We start from the raw sequence: 14,466 nt of genomic DNA, 5'->3' as shown, positions 1-14,466 counted from the left end.
GGCTAAACTTGTTCCTTCACCTTATTTTTTGAAGGTTTTTCGTCCACTTCAGGCAAGAAAGTAATTATATAGAATTCCTAAAGTTACCCCGCCGGCAATAATTGCAGGAGAGGAGATTTTGGTAAACTGCAACATGGAATATGTTGCCAAAATGAAAAATATATTCATTCCGTTTGCTTCCAAAGGTTCGAAAAGTAAATAGGCTGCTGCAATCAACATCCCGCATGAAACCGCATTGATCCCTTCCAGCGCTGCTCGAACTGGTCTATATACTTTCAATTGATCCCAAAATCGAATTACAAAAAATATCAGAAAGATCCCTGGCAAAAAGATCCCAGCGGCTCCGATCAGTCCTCCAAAAAGGAATCCTAGGGTTCCTCCTTCGCGCATGGAAAGCGCGCCGACGTAAGAAGCAATGCTGAAAGTAGGCCCTGGAATAGCCTGTGAAATAGCATAGCCAGTCAAAAACTCCTCTGAACTCAGAAAATGTTTAAAATCAACAAACTCAGTGTAGAGATAAGGAACCAAGACCTGCCCCCCTCCAAATATCAAAGAACCGTTTCGATAGAAATTCTCAAAAAGCAAGATTTCATGGGATTTGGTTATCCCACCGAGAATTGCTGCCAAAACCAGCACTCCGCCCCATAGATAGAAGTTCGGCCATTGGATTTTCAATGGAGCATCTTTCTCCAATTTTGGCTGTTTTTTATACTTGATGGAAGTACTAATTCCTCCGATCAGCAATAGAACCGGGAAAATGTAAGGAGAACTGTAGAAAAATGAAACGAATGCTGAGATCATCATTAGCACCATTGCCTCGGTACTTTGTACCATTTTTCCTATTGTCTTTTGAGCAGCAAAAATGATAAAACCGATAGCCATTGGTTGGATAAACCTTGCAAAATTTAGCGCTCCGGGAGTATTCTGTTGTAAAAAGGAGATCAACAAGGCTGCGCCTGTCATCAGCATGGTTGCAGGAAGAATCCAGACAATCAACGCTAGATAGGCTAAGTTAGGACCACCAACTCTAAACCCGATTGCTGAGACCAATTGAGTAGAAGATGGCCCTGGGAGCATATTGCATAAAGCATTCAGCTCCCAAAGATCATCTTCCGAAATGTACCCTCTTACTTTCACCATTCGCTCCAAGAGCATGGCAAGGAATGCTTGCGGTCCCCCAAAAGCAGTGACTGAAAGTAAAAGAATGTCTTTCAGAAAAAGGTAATATCGTACCTTTTTGACGGACATCTTATTTCTTCAAGCCAAGTTCTCTCAATCGCTCATCCAAAAATTCACCTGCAGTAGCATCGGTAAATTGTTTTGGATTTTCTGCTGATACGCAAGATTCAAGACAAGTCAAATCCATCTCGGATCTTGGATGCATAAAAAATGGGATTGAATAACGGCTCGAATTCATTTTATCCTTTGGAGGATTTACGACCCGGTGAATGGTGGATTTTAGTTTCTTGTTGGTGAGGCGTTCCAGCATATCACCCACATTGACAACCAATTGATCAGGCAAAGCAGTGATTGGAATCCATTTTCCGTCTTTTCTCAACACCTGTAAACCATCTGCACTTGCGCCCATGAGTAAGGTGATCAGGTTAATATCGCCATGCTCAGCCGCGCGAACCGCATCTGCTGGCACAGCATCTGGGTTTTCAATTGGGAAATAATGAATCTGTCTCAAAATTGAATTTCCATAGGCTACTTTATCCTCGAAATAGTTTTCTGGAAGTTCTAGATTTAGAGCAATTGCTCGAAGCATGGCTTTTCCGGCATTTTCCAAAGTTTGGTAGGCTTCTGTTGCATCTTGTTGAAAAGCTGGGATTTCCTCCGGCCAAAGGTTGGCAGGGTACTCTGACTTAATTGGATCAGAGTCTGGGATTCTGGAGAGTTCCTGTCCCACATGGTAAAACTCTTTCAGGTCCCCTGTATTTCTACCTTTTGCATGTTCTTTGCCCTTTCCGGTATAGCCTCTTTGAAAACCGATTTCTGGCTTTTCATATTTCGTCTTGATTTCATCTGGCAAGGCAAAGAAATCTTTGATGGATTGATATAATCGATCTTGAAGATCCTGTGAAAGACCGTGGTTTTTGATGGCCACAAAGCCGATATTTTCGTATGCATCACCAAGCTTCTTTACAAATGCTGCTTTTTTTTCAGGTGAACCCGATGTGAAATCGGCTAAATCCAAGCTTGGGATTTCATCAAAAAGGATATCCATGTCGGTTTATGTTAAATATGGTAGAACTCTTTTTTTCTTTAAAATTAAATATCTTTAGTATCAAATTAGTCCTGTTATGAATAAAATACTCGTTTCATTGATTCTGCTTTCTGTTCTAGTTTTCAGCTGTTCGGAGGAAAAGAAGAAAATAAATGAATCTGTAGTCGAAACCGGAGATGTGAATGCATCTGATAGTCAGGATATACCAAAAGTAACATTTTATCAATACGAAGATTCATCGAGCTACCCAGATGCGATTTTGGAATTGTACACCCCATTAGGCAACCAGGTTTTTAAACCAGGCAAAGTTCCTTTTGAATTTAACATCAAGAATTATGAGTTTGAGCAAGAGGGTAATCAGAGTTTCAAGCTTTTCAATATCCTTAATGGAGGCGATCCTGTTGGCTTTTATTCTCCTATTTTTCAAAGGGAATTGACAGAGGGGAGTTATAGAGTAGTTGCTTATTTGGTGGATGATGAAGGTTTTGCCCTGAAGAATTTTGGAAATTATGTTGACAGAGATTTCCAAGTTGGCGATTCCCGACCCTTCCCATATTCAGCAGAACCCTATTTGGCGGTAAATTATCCTAGAAATGAGCAGGCCTATACTGAAGGTGAAGAAATCATCGTAGATTTTTTAGTTATAGGTGGTGACATGGAACTTGATGGGCTTAAAGTTCAGGTCAAAATCAACGACTACCAGTACGAAATAGATGAGATGAAACCTGTAAGAGTAGCCAATCTACCGAAAGGATCTTATCAAGTTCATGTGAATTTGCTTAGAACTGATGGGAAAGAGCTAGAAGGACCCTTCTCATCTGTCAGTAAATCAGTGATAGTTCGATAACATGCTTATCTTTGGGGCTTCAATTTCCAAGATTTTCAAATGCTGTTAGTTAATCAAATTCGAGAAAACTACGCCGGTGTATTGGCCGGACTCCAAAAAAGAAATTTCCCAAATGCTGAAGCTGTCCTTGCTGAAGTGTTGAGTTTAGATGATTTGAGAAAATCAACTCAAACCCAACGTGATCAAATACAGGCAGAATCCAACTCGATCTCCAAGCAAATAGGAATGCTGATGAAGGAGGGAAAAGCCGCTGAGGCAATGGAGATCAAAGAGCGTACTGCTCAAATTAAAATCCAGATTAAAGAGCTTGAGGATCAAAATTCTTCCGCAGAAGAATCCCTAAAAGCTTTGTTATACACCATCCCGAATGTCCCACATACTTCAGTACCAGCAGGAAAATCTGCTGAGGACAATGAAGTCGTTTTAGAACACGGAGAAATCCCTTCTTTGCATCCTGACAAGCAACCCCACTGGGAGCTGATCAAAAAATACGATATCATCGATTTTGATTTAGGAGTAAAAATAGCAGGAGCTGGTTTCCCAGTCTACAAGGGTAAAGGAGCCAGACTTCAACGTGCTTTGGTCAATTTCTTCTTAGATGAGGCTATGGCACAGGGATACATGGAAGTACAGCCACCTATTTTAGTCAATGAAGACTCTGGTTACGGAACAGGACAATTGCCAGATAAAGAAGGACAAATGTATTTTGCTTCGGCAGATAACTTGTATTTGATCCCTACGGCAGAAGTTCCTATTACAAATTTGTACAGAGATGTCATTCTTTTTGAGTCTGATCTTCCTATAAAAAATGTAGGCTTCACGCCATGCTTTAGAAGAGAAGCTGGAAGTTGGGGTGCACACGTAAGAGGTTTGAATAGATTGCATCAATTCGACAAAGTCGAGATTGTTCAGATTACGCATCCGGACAAGTCTTACGAGACATTGGAAAGTATGAGTAGCTATGTGCAAGGATTATTGCAAAAGCTCGAATTGCCATACCGGGTTTTGAGACTTTGTGGAGGTGATATGGGCTTCACTTCTGCCTTGACATATGATATGGAAGTCTATTCTGCAGCTCAAGAAAGATGGTTGGAAGTAAGTTCTGTTTCTAATTTCGAGACCTATCAGTCCAACCGTTTGAAACTTCGATACAAAGGAGAAGATAAGAAAACCCAATTGGCACATTCTCTAAATGGAAGTGCACTTGCTTTGCCAAGGATAGTGGCTTCTATCTTAGAAAATAACCAAACTCCAGATGGAATCAATATGCCAAAAGTATTGCATCCTTATTTGGGTTTTGATAAAATCTAAAAACTGAATTTCGACATAAGAAATGCGTGAGGAGAAATACTCTTCACGCTTTTTTATTAGAAAGAACTGATTTGTCAGTACTAAATAATGCCCTATAAATTTAATCTCTATGTTTGAAGGAGCCAGCTTTCCTAAATCCCTGGATGAACAGACTTTTGAAGATTGGTTGGAAAATGGCCGCAAAAGTAGAATTCCCTACGCTTATTTATTGGTGATTTGGGATGATATTGAAGGGGCATATCAACCTGTTTACGCGGAAGATCGGACAGATATTGACCAGTATGATAGATACACCAACACTCCAGGTAGACAATTATTGGTTGCTGCTTATGACTTATATTCCGAATCTAGGATTGTTTGATTTTTTCTTGAGGAATCAGAAAAGAAATAGATGCCCAAGTTGCAATTTTAACCAAAGACCTTAAGGCAATTGATAAGAAAATTGAATGGGTTGATACATGGATTACCGAGCAAAATAAAGCGGGAGTTGAAGTGGAAATAGAAAAATAAGCTCCATTAATTTAATGGAGCCTACTTTTTATGTCTTAGCTTAAAACAGCTTCTGCTTCAATTTCAACCATATAGCCTTCACCCACTAGTTTTGCTTCTACCAAGGTATTTGCCGGGTTGATTCCTTTGAACCTTTCTCCATGAGCACGGGCAACAGGCTCCCAGTCTTTCAACTCATTGACAAAAATCCGAGTTCGCACGACATCTGCCAAGGAGCCCCCAAAAGAAGTCAATACCCCTTCTATTTTGTCGATCACAAAATGAGTTTGTGCGGCTGGATCATTTCCTCCGATCATCATGGAACCATGAGTAGCAGTAGTGCCTGAAATATGGATTCTATTTCCATCTTTCACCGCTCGACAGTAACCTGCATATTCTTCCCATTCTGTCCCACTAAAAATCTGTTCTCTGTTTTTTCCGGTCTTGATTGGAGTAAAAGCTTTGGGAATAGTTTCCAAATGATCACTTAAATCACCAGAAGCAGTTAAAAAAGGAGGTTTCCTATACTCGTCCCCACAGTCTCCGGGAATGGGTTTTAATTGACTTTGAGCATTTTTTATTGTTTCGATATCCTCAGGTAATAAATCTATTTCCAGCATTTTGGTATTATCGGCAATATGCTCGCTTTCTCCTAGTCGAGCTCCTACGATTACTGCCGCGACAGTTGGGTTTTCCAGAATATATCTAGTGGCTATGTTGGCAACAGATGCTTGGTGTTTATCAGCAATGCTCTTAAGTGAACTCAAAACATTTTGAAAAGGGGCCCATCCGCCTGCTGCATCAATGAAACGCTTGTATTTCATTTGAGACCAAGTGGTCAACTCTTCATTTTTAGGCTCTGATTTTCCTAGCCATTTATCAGTCAGAAATCCTCCCGCTAAAGTGCCGAATGCCAAAAGTTTTACACCATAAGTTTCACAGACTTTTTTCATTTGATGCGAAGCTCTTTGGTCGATTACTGAATGGCAGATTTGATTGCTGACAATAGGTATACCGCTTGCACAAGCCATACGAAGGTGGGCAGAATCAAAATTGGTCACTCCAAGATGTTTGATAAGCCCTTCTTCCTGAAGTTCTTTTAAGTAAAATAAACCATCAAGCCAACTTGGATCAGGGTAAAACCAGGCATGAAATTGTAACAAGTCAATGGAAGTTTGTTGCATCCTATCCAATGCAGTCTGTATTGCCTCACGAACATCATCTCGGCTTATTTTACCTGGCTTTGGCACCCATTTAGTGAAAAGTTGGACCTCATTTTTATTGGACAGGCTGTTTTTAAATGTCCCAGCTATAATTTCACTCGAACCATAATGATCTGCCATATCAAAAGAAGAAAGTCCGGCGTCTAAATAGGGCTTCATATAGTTTGAGGTGGCAACGGGATCTAAAGTTTTACCATCCCGTTCCATATCAGCTATTTGCCATAGGCCCGTAACTATTCGAGAGATCTCCAATTTGTTGGCTAATTCAATTTTTCCAATCATGATTATTCTTCTGGAAGGTTTAAAAATCGTTCTGATAATTTGGGTTCACTTTTTTTCAATCTTCTCCAGTTATAAATGAAAATTATACTGGCCAATCCCATCACTATAACCCAAATAGGAGTAGAATGAAAATACCATTCTTTGACCTCTGATGTCAAATCTTTGTAGGTATGTATGGCGAGAAAGCCTGTTAAACTAAGGATGCCTAGCCAGCCAATACTTAACTGAATCGTTCTGTTTTTTATCACAGAGATTCGTTCTGCAACTTTCGAATTAACCTTGGTGATAGATACCAAAGTAATACACATTAGTAGGAAGTTGACCATCATTGAAGTTACCATGATATCTATTCCCAAAAAGAAATCCCCGGCAAAATGTGAACCCAAAACGCCTATACTCGCCATAAGTCCGGCAACAACGAGAGCTACATATGGCGTGTTGTTTTTCGGATGGATTTTTGAAATGGCTTTTGGGAAAATCCCATCTTTTGCCCAGGCAAACATTAATCTGGAAACTGATAAAAGCATGGCTGGTAAATCGTTGATTAAAGCTATTGCTGCACCTACCAAAATAGCAATCCCCCAACCTGAAGGCAATACATAGCTTAAAAGTCCTGGGGCTGTAATGTCTTTTTCCATCGCTTCTGCCGCCACAAAACTCCATGGAACAATATGATAAACCGCCGCAGCGAATAAAAAGTAGAAAGCTCCGACCCCAAGAATTGCAAGTAAAATTGCCTGAGGTAGGGATTTAGTCGGGTTTTTGGCTTCTCCTCCTGCTTGGGCAATAGAATCGAACCCAATAAAACTAGAGAAGAGTAATGCCGCTGCTGATAAAAAGATTCGCCAATCAAATGCGATATCTGTTGTGGGTGTAAAGGTTCTTCCTTCTTTTTCCTGAAGAGCAGTTAAAAAATCAGATGAATCAAATAGAAGTCCTGATATGATTACAATCCCTCCAAGCGCAAACATCAAAAACATCATAGGCAATACAATCCTCTCGTAAGATTTTAAGCCGCGAATGTTTACTCCCACAAAACCCCAAATCAGTCCCAAAGCCAGTCCAACTCTTACCCATCCTTTTTCCAATATATGAGAAACATTTTCCCAACCGAAACTAGAGGTCACATCCCGGATAAAAGGAATAGTGATATAAGCGATGACACCAATAACAATCGATAAACCAAACCATTGGGAAAAGCTGGCTACAAAACCCATATAGGGATTGAGGCCTCGACTTGCATAAATATAACTTCCGCCGGCACGGGGCATGGCTGAAGCCAGAATGCCGTAAGCTAGAGCAGCAAATAAGGCAGGGATAGCAGCAAATAAAAATGCTGGCAAAACGTAAGGCCCGATACCGGGAACATTACGCTGAATCATAAATGGAACAACGTTAATAGACGCCCCAAGCATGGAGCAAACTCCCGTAGCAATTAGGGCCAAAAGCCCCATTTGTCTGGTTAATTTCGTAGCATTCACGGGAGCTGTTTCATCTTTAAAATCTCAACTTCTTTATTCACCCTATTTAGCTGTTGCACTTTCAAAATAATTATGAAAAAACAACAATTGATATTGAACAGATTCTCTCCAATAATCCCAAGTATGTCCACCGGGATTTGAAGTAAAGCTATGCGGGATATTTAAGTAAGTCAGCTCTTCGTGTAGTTTCAAATTGACTTGATAGAAAAAGTCGCCAGTACCGCAGTGAATGACTAGCGGGAGATTATTTCTACTCAATAAATGAAGTTGACCCATGACAGAATATTCTTTCCATCTCTCGGGAAACTCTGCTCTTGATCCTAAGTAGCTTTTCATGTTCCAGTTTTCCGGAAAAGGACCGATATCTACCCCGCCACTTTGACTGCCTGCCACTCCGAAAATATCCTGATGGCGAATTGCCAAATACAATGCTCCATGACCTCCCATACTTAATCCGGTGATAGCTCTTCCTTCTTTGCTGGACTTGGTACTGTAATTCTGGTCTATAAATGGGATCAGTTCTTCAGTGAAGTAAGTCTCATATTTGGACCTTGGATCCACGGGACTGTCCCAATACCAACTATCAAAGTTCCCGTCGGGAGTTACCAAAATCATTTCGTATTGATTTGCCAATGCTTCAATCTGTGGAGCACTTTTGATCCAAGAGGCATAATTGCCTGAATAACCATGCAGCAAATAAACGACGGGATATTCTTGATTTGAATTGTAAGAATCAGGAGTGATGACTACCGCTTTGATCTCTTTGTTCATCACTTTACTGTAAGTTGAAACCGTGTCAACAGAAGCTTTGAGAGTAAATGAAACTGAAAAGAAGAGTATCGCTACAGCGGTAAGCTTTAGGTTTTTCATGGTCTTTTTTCTTGTGTTTTAGGTTTCTTAATTAAGCAACTTGTTCTTCAAAGAGCTTTTGGAGGGTTTTTTCCAAATCATCGCTGAACCCATTATGAGGTCTTGAAGTCTGAATAATTGAACTTCTTACAGCTGTAAGCCAGCGAAATCTTGAAGCTAAATCCATCTCAGCGATTAATCCACCTTGGGATTTTCCTTGACAGATTTTTTCAAATGATTGTAGGTTGAGCTGAATCATTTCCAGATCCGCCTCCGGATCTATCGCCAGAAGTTTCTCTGGATTTAAATGAATTTTTGAGCCAAGAAAGCCATTCTTCCAATCACAGAGAATTACACCAACATTTATGAATTCCTCCCGCTCCACACGAGGAACTACCCGGATCACGGCATACTCATATAAGTGTTTACCTTGCATCTTGAGCCTCTTTAGTGAATTGATCAGAATAAGAAAGTCGCTGCGAAAGAAAACCTGCATATACTTTTCGTATCGCAGAAACATCCTCAGAATCCCCTCCAGCTAGGAGCCATTCCTCGGGTATTTCAGCTACCAAGGCCTCAAAAAAGTCATCATTCAGCAAACCTTTAAATAGTTCATTCGCCTCTTCCAATTGGCTTGCTTGTGGGAGCAAAACATGATTTTTGATAATTGGAAAGGGACCTTTAGCATTTTTCTCCCAATTATTCCAAGAATGATGAAATAGAAAAGCTGCTCCATGGTCAATCAACCATAACTCCCTTTTCCAAAGAAGCATGTTTGTATTTCTGAAGGTCCTGTCCACATTGGTGATCAACATGTCCAACCATACTATTTTTGAAGCTAAAAGAGGATCAATTTGCATGGCCAAAGCATCGTAATTAATCGCTCCAGAAAGAAAATGCAAAGCCAGGTTCAAGCCTTGGCTTCCTTTGAGTAAATCCTGGATTTCTTCATCTCCCTCGGATCTGCCGAAAGCAGGATCCAAATTGGCAAAAACCAATTCAGGGACTTTTAAACCTAATCTTCGGGCGATCTCACCTCCCAAAAATTCTGAGATCAGTGCTTTTTCGCGTTGTCCAGCCCCTCTGAACTTGAGGACGTATTTGAAGCCATCATCTGCATCTGCCAAAGCAGGCAAAGAACCTCCTTCTCGCAAAGGGAGAATGTATCGGGTCACATTGACGGTTCTCAGCTTTTGGATATTTTCCATCTTTGAAATAAAGAAAAAAAAATCGGGGAAGGAAGACTTATTTGCTAAAGGAAATTTAAGGGGTGAAATTGAACCTAGGAATGATTTGTGTAGAGAGAATTTGTCTGACTCAGGAAATAAAAATCGTCATCATGAAAACTACCATCCTTACAATTTTACTTTTTTACAGTTGCTTTGAGCTAGCAATCGCCCAATCAACAAATGATCGAGAAGCTATTTCCGAAACAGTCCAGCTTTATTTCGACGGGATGATGATGCGGGATAAAGCAAAATTGAGACAAGCGTTTATCCCTGAGGCTAGGCTAATTGGATATCGAGGAGAGGATTTTACACTGACGACTTTTGATACTTGGGCTGAAGCGACAAGCAAAGGAGAGCCTCGGGATCCGGCAACCCATAAAAATGAAATTGTTTCGATACGTGTGCAGGGTAATGCTGCCTCAGTGGAAACAGAATTGTATTGGCCAGGGATTTATTATTATGATTTTTTGACTTTGATGAAAATTGATGGACAGTGGAAAATTGTCAATAAGAGTTGGTCTGAGAAAAAGCTGTAGAGAAAATTTAAAAAAGTTTTAAGCAGAATGCTTAATTGTCTGAAGAGATCAAACTCTGATGCACTTTTAATACCTGGGGAATCAAAAGTTTATTGTCCACATTTTTGATTACAAAATCAGATCTTTCATTTTTTTCTTCGTCAGGAAGTTGCTGATCAATAATTTGGTTGAGTTGTTCTTCGGTTCGATGACTATCACGCATCAATACTCTAGCGATTCTTACTTTAAGAGGTGAACTGACATTAATTACAAAATCCAATTCTTTAAAACTGCCTGTTTCAAAAATCAAGGCAGCCTCCTTTAATACATAAGAACTTGTCTGTGAAGAAGCCCAGTTTTTGAAATCTGAACCTACGGCTGGATGAACAAATGAATTAATAAGTTTTACCTTTTCCGGGTCTGAGAAGACTTTTTTAGACAAGTAAGCTCGATTGACTGAGCCGTCTTCAAGATACGATTCCTCTCCAAAAGCTGATTTGATTTTTGCCGTTAATGCGGGGTCGTGAGCCATTAGCCACTTTGCCCTGGCATCCGCATAATAGACAGGTATACCCAAGATTTCAAAAATTTTTGCAACGGTAGATTTTCCTGAACCAATTCCACCGGTAAGCCCAACCAGTTTTGGAGTGACTTTACTCATACTTGAGTTTGATGATTTCTGGGGTAACTTTTACCTGTTCCAGATAATCCGGCATAGGTTTTACCACCACATTGATAGTACTGTCTTCTCTGTTTCTTTTCGAATAGTCAAGGATGGCCTCAAATTCCAAGTCTTTCAACTCATTCACCTTTCTACCATCCACCAAATAACTCATCATGATGGTGACTTCTTCATTTTCCATCGTTACTGTTCTAGGGAAATTGATTTTTTTCACCTTGAGTCGTTTGTTTCCCTCTAAGAAACTAATCACCTCGAATTGAACATTGATTTGGTCTTCGACCAAAGAAATTACATTTTCTAGATTTTCTGGCACCTCCAAGGTCAAGTTCTTATTCACATTTTCTGTGATTTTATTCTCGTTGAGCTGAACAGGATAAGTGCCATCAAACTTTTCTAAAACGGAGGTTGGTCCCTTCAAAGATATAGTAGTAGGAGTGAAGGTAATGTCGTCTAATATTCTGTGGTTCTTTGCCAAAGAATAACTCAATGAATCCAACTTAGGAACAAGTTTGATGGTTTTGATGGCATCAATCTGGTAAGAGATGGAATCTTCCAAGACAGAAATCAATTGGGTAGGACTTAAAAATTCACCAAGAGGTCTTTTCAGGTCGCTTGTCAAAACATAATTTCTTTCTGCCGGATTCTCTAAGTTGATGGGAAAAGGGCTCTCATTGATGTTGAAGTACTTTCTCAATAAATCCCAGCCATTTCCATTTATTTCAATCTGAATACTTGCCGGTAATTTTTTGACAGGCATGTAGTCTTCTTCATCGTAAACTATCTCAATCGGAAAATCCACAATGGTATTGTAATCGTCCTTATTAAGGGCGTTTAAAATCCAAAAAGTGGTAGCTGCTGCAATGCAGAGGACTACCACTTTTAGATCAGAGAGTTTTTTAGGAGAAATCCCTTTGGAGGATTTTTTAGTTTCCGGCAAAATTCAATTTATTTACTTGTAGTTGTTTTCTTAGAGAAGTCTAAAGAAATAGCTGATTTCTCAACAGTTACTTTCAACCCTCTATCTAGTTCAAGGACTACAGTATCTGTTTCCACGCTGCTCACTTTTCCGTGAAGCCCACCAATGGTCACTACTGCATCTCCTTTTTTGATTTCTTCAATAAATTTTTTGCTTTCCTTTTGTTTTTTCTGCTGAGGTCTGATCATGAAAAAGTACATAATCAGAATAATAGAACCGAACAGGAAAACTTGTCCGAGGATGCCGCCACCACCTGCGGCGGCTTGTGCCAATACTGTAGAAATCATGTTTATTTTTTAACTGGGCCTACTGGAGCCACACCGGTTGCATTTTTTGGAGTAACTGTACCTTTCATTCTCAATCGGGTAACAGTTGGGTTTGTGTTGGCCTGGATACTCACTGTAGGAGCTTGAGAACCTGATTTAGCGGTAGAGTTGAACACTACTTTTACATAACCTTCTTCTCCTGGTTTAATTGGAGTTTTGGTCCAATCAGGTGTAGTACATCCGCAGGATGCAGTAATGTTAGAAATAACTAATGGCGCTTGACCGCTGTTGGTAAACGTAAATTCATGCTCAATGATCTGACCTTCTTTGATAGCACCAAAATCATATTCCATTTCTGGAAACTGGAACTGACCCAAAGTACTTGGATCTGCAGCCTGAGAAGCCAGCGCATTCACTGGTGTCACAGAAGTATTGCTTGTCTCAAGAGCAGCGATCTTCTCTTCAAGAGCCTTTATTTTAGCCTCTTGGTCGTTTTTTTGGCTACAAGCTGTTCCCAAGGCAAGGCAAAGGGATAGAGCAGCAGCACTTAACATGTTGATTTTCATATTAATTGTCTCCTTGGTTTATTTGATCGATTAGTTTATTTACGTCGTTCAAAAGATTCTCAGCTTTGTTTTTTGCTTCAGAAATCACACGCTTACCTTCGGTTTTTGCCTCATTCAAATGTGTTTCTTTTCCTTCCACTAATTCGCTGATCAGATCCTCTAATTCTTTCTTATACTTTGAAAGTTTGAAAGTCAGACGGTCACGGGTATTTTCTCCTGCATCTGGTGCAAAAAGTATTCCCAATGCAGCACCGACACCGGCGCCAACCAAAAATGCTAGGAATGAGTTGCTACTACTGTTATTGCTCATAATATTTTTATTTATTGTCCAAAAGGCCTCTTCCGCTTTTACGGATTTTGCCACTTTCGGTTAATTCTTTTGACATGACATCCAGTAATCCATTCACAAATTGCTTGCTCTTGGGCGTACTGTATGTTTTTGAGATATCAATGTATTCATTAATACTCACTTTCACTGGGATACTTGGGAAATTTTTCATTTCTGCAAGTGCCATAGAAATGATGATTTTATCTGTAAAAGCAAGCCTTTCGATGTCCCAGTTTTTGGTTTTTTGAGAGATCAATGCTTTGCTTTCGGCATCATTTTCAATGGTGAAGTTAAAGATATTTTGAAAAAACTCCTTATCCTCGTCCCAGTTCATTGCAATCTCCGGAAGGTTACTGCTTTCTGCCTCATCTAGTAATGCTGCATTTTTCAACACCTTGGAAGCCAGACTTCTAACAACAGATTTGTTTTCAGTCCAGTTCAGATCTTTTTCTGAAAAGTAATTCAACATGACTTCATTTTTGAAAATGATCTTTTTCAAAATATCGTCCGCTGCTTCAAAATCCTGCTCTAAGGTAGGATTGGTAACTTTCAAATACACCTGATATTCCTCAGACGGTTTTACGTAATCTCTGTACCACTCTCTGATTTCAAGTTCGAGGTCGTCCAGATTTGCATTGTTTCTTGCCACTGCAGCATTGTACGAAGCCGATTCGCGGATATGCTTCAAGACTTTATTGTTGGCAAGATTCAATTCATTTGCAAATCCTGCCGGATCATCACCATTGAATTTTCTCTTTTTCTCAAATTCTTTTCCAACATGAGCTGCAAATGCCTGTAGCAACTGAATCGCCAATAAATAAAGCTGAGGAATTCGCTCAGCTGAAGTCACCATATTTTTCAAAAGGAACTCTCGATCCTTTTCATTGGCAAGCTTAAATTGTTTCAAAGCATCTAAGACTACCTTTTTGATTTTGGGACTTGCATCACTTGAACTGAGTGCCTGTGTATTTCCCAGATTCTCATCAAATAACTTTAAAGCCTCTTCTGCTTCTTTATTTAAGGCAACTTTATCCTGAACCTCCATACTGTTGAGATCAGGTAAAAAAGATTCTTTGATGAAATCTTTGGCCAAGTTGAGGTTTGATCCTTTACATTGCTCATAAGCGTAGAGGTTTTGGAAAGCCTTGACCCTTAGTATTCTTCTGTTTAGCATATCTTAGAAATGGAGTTGCAA

Annotated in this window: 17 protein-coding genes; 4 read left to right on the top strand and 13 right to left on the bottom strand. The window is 39.8% G+C overall.

The features are described 5' to 3' along the window. Positions 1 to 48: 48 nt before the first annotated feature. Both chrA and J0A69_RS01505 read right to left on the bottom strand, forming a co-directional pair. The gene (gene chrA, locus J0A69_RS01510) at positions 49 to 1,248 is read right to left on the bottom strand and encodes a chromate efflux transporter (RefSeq protein ID WP_206584745.1); all 1,200 of its coding nucleotides are present in this window, start codon (positions 1,246 to 1,248) and stop codon (positions 49 to 51) included. Position 1,249: 1 nt separating this feature from the next. Further along, positions 1,250 to 2,227: an isopenicillin N synthase family dioxygenase gene (locus J0A69_RS01505; protein ID WP_206584744.1), complete on the bottom strand. Its 978-nt coding sequence runs from the start codon at positions 2,225 to 2,227 to the stop codon at positions 1,250 to 1,252. A gap of 76 nt (positions 2,228 to 2,303) precedes the next feature. Between J0A69_RS01505 and J0A69_RS01500 the strand changes: the two genes are divergently transcribed. From J0A69_RS01500 to J0A69_RS01490, 3 genes are all read left to right on the top strand, one after another. Further along, a complete protein-coding gene (locus tag J0A69_RS01500) occupies positions 2,304 to 3,074 on the top strand; it encodes a hypothetical protein (protein ID WP_206584743.1) in 771 nt (256 codons plus the stop codon). A 39-nt stretch (positions 3,075 to 3,113) separates the two neighbouring features. Continuing rightward, positions 3,114 to 4,385, top strand: a complete 1,272-nt coding sequence (serS, locus tag J0A69_RS01495) for a serine--tRNA ligase (protein ID WP_206584742.1) — start codon at positions 3,114 to 3,116, stop codon at positions 4,383 to 4,385. Positions 4,386 to 4,494: 109 nt separating this feature from the next. Next, positions 4,495 to 4,746, top strand: coding sequence for a hypothetical protein (locus J0A69_RS01490; RefSeq protein ID WP_206584741.1), 252 nt, complete (start codon positions 4,495 to 4,497; stop codon positions 4,744 to 4,746). Between the two features lie 184 nt (positions 4,747 to 4,930). On the opposite strand, the gene J0A69_RS01485 is transcribed toward J0A69_RS01490, so the two are convergent. From J0A69_RS01485 to J0A69_RS01465, 5 genes are read right to left on the bottom strand one after another with little or no spacing between them, the layout of a single operon-like run. Further along, the gene (locus tag J0A69_RS01485; protein ID WP_206584740.1) at positions 4,931 to 6,379 is read right to left on the bottom strand and encodes an aldo/keto reductase; all 1,449 of its coding nucleotides are present in this window, start codon (positions 6,377 to 6,379) and stop codon (positions 4,931 to 4,933) included. A gap of 2 nt (positions 6,380 to 6,381) precedes the next feature. After that, the gene (locus J0A69_RS01480; protein ID WP_206584739.1) at positions 6,382 to 7,860 is read right to left on the bottom strand and encodes an APC family permease; all 1,479 of its coding nucleotides are present in this window, start codon (positions 7,858 to 7,860) and stop codon (positions 6,382 to 6,384) included. Positions 7,861 to 7,902: 42 nt separating this feature from the next. Beyond that, the gene (locus tag J0A69_RS01475; RefSeq protein WP_206584738.1) at positions 7,903 to 8,730 is read right to left on the bottom strand and encodes an alpha/beta hydrolase; all 828 of its coding nucleotides are present in this window, start codon (positions 8,728 to 8,730) and stop codon (positions 7,903 to 7,905) included. A gap of 31 nt (positions 8,731 to 8,761) precedes the next feature. Further along, positions 8,762 to 9,145 carry a DUF3037 domain-containing protein gene (locus J0A69_RS01470; RefSeq protein ID WP_206584737.1) on the bottom strand — a complete coding sequence of 128 codons (384 nt, stop codon included), beginning with the start codon at positions 9,143 to 9,145 and terminating at the stop codon, positions 8,762 to 8,764. After that, positions 9,135 to 9,917, bottom strand: coding sequence for a HipA family kinase (locus J0A69_RS01465; protein WP_206584736.1), 783 nt, complete (start codon positions 9,915 to 9,917; stop codon positions 9,135 to 9,137). Before J0A69_RS01465 ends, J0A69_RS01470 begins: the two co-directional genes overlap by 11 nt. A gap of 131 nt (positions 9,918 to 10,048) precedes the next feature. On the opposite strand from J0A69_RS01465, the gene J0A69_RS01460 reads away from it, so the two are divergent. After that, positions 10,049 to 10,474, top strand: coding sequence for a nuclear transport factor 2 family protein (locus tag J0A69_RS01460; protein ID WP_206584735.1), 426 nt, complete (start codon positions 10,049 to 10,051; stop codon positions 10,472 to 10,474). 31 nt (positions 10,475 to 10,505) lie between these two features. Here J0A69_RS01460 and coaE read toward each other — a convergent pair whose 3' ends face one another. The 6 genes from coaE to nusB are packed head-to-tail and all read right to left on the bottom strand — an operon-like array spanning position 10,506 to position 14,445. Then, positions 10,506 to 11,114, bottom strand: a complete 609-nt coding sequence (gene coaE, locus J0A69_RS01455; RefSeq protein ID WP_206584734.1) for a dephospho-CoA kinase — start codon at positions 11,112 to 11,114, stop codon at positions 10,506 to 10,508. Then, on the bottom strand, positions 11,107 to 12,072 hold the full coding sequence (locus J0A69_RS01450; protein WP_206584733.1) for a YbbR-like domain-containing protein: 966 nt from the start codon (positions 12,070 to 12,072) through the stop codon (positions 11,107 to 11,109). Before J0A69_RS01450 ends, coaE begins: the two co-directional genes overlap by 8 nt. 8 nt (positions 12,073 to 12,080) lie before the next feature. Then, positions 12,081 to 12,398 (bottom strand): preprotein translocase subunit YajC, encoded by a 318-nt coding sequence (yajC, locus tag J0A69_RS01445; protein ID WP_206584732.1) that lies wholly within the window; start codon positions 12,396 to 12,398, stop codon positions 12,081 to 12,083. Between the two features lie 2 nt (positions 12,399 to 12,400). After that, positions 12,401 to 12,943, bottom strand: coding sequence for a DUF1573 domain-containing protein (locus tag J0A69_RS01440; protein ID WP_206584731.1), 543 nt, complete (start codon positions 12,941 to 12,943; stop codon positions 12,401 to 12,403). Between the two features lies 1 nt (position 12,944). After that, positions 12,945 to 13,253, bottom strand: a complete 309-nt coding sequence (locus tag J0A69_RS01435) for a YtxH domain-containing protein (RefSeq protein WP_206584730.1) — start codon at positions 13,251 to 13,253, stop codon at positions 12,945 to 12,947. Between the two features lie 7 nt (positions 13,254 to 13,260). After that, on the bottom strand, positions 13,261 to 14,445 hold the full coding sequence (gene nusB, locus J0A69_RS01430; protein ID WP_206584729.1) for a transcription antitermination factor NusB: 1,185 nt from the start codon (positions 14,443 to 14,445) through the stop codon (positions 13,261 to 13,263). Between the last annotated feature and the right edge of the window lie 21 nt (positions 14,446 to 14,466).

Source organism: Algoriphagus pacificus (assembly GCF_017254845.1).
Classification (GTDB): domain Bacteria; phylum Bacteroidota; class Bacteroidia; order Cytophagales; family Cyclobacteriaceae; genus Algoriphagus; species Algoriphagus pacificus.
This window is presented reverse-complemented; position numbering and strand designations above follow the sequence as displayed.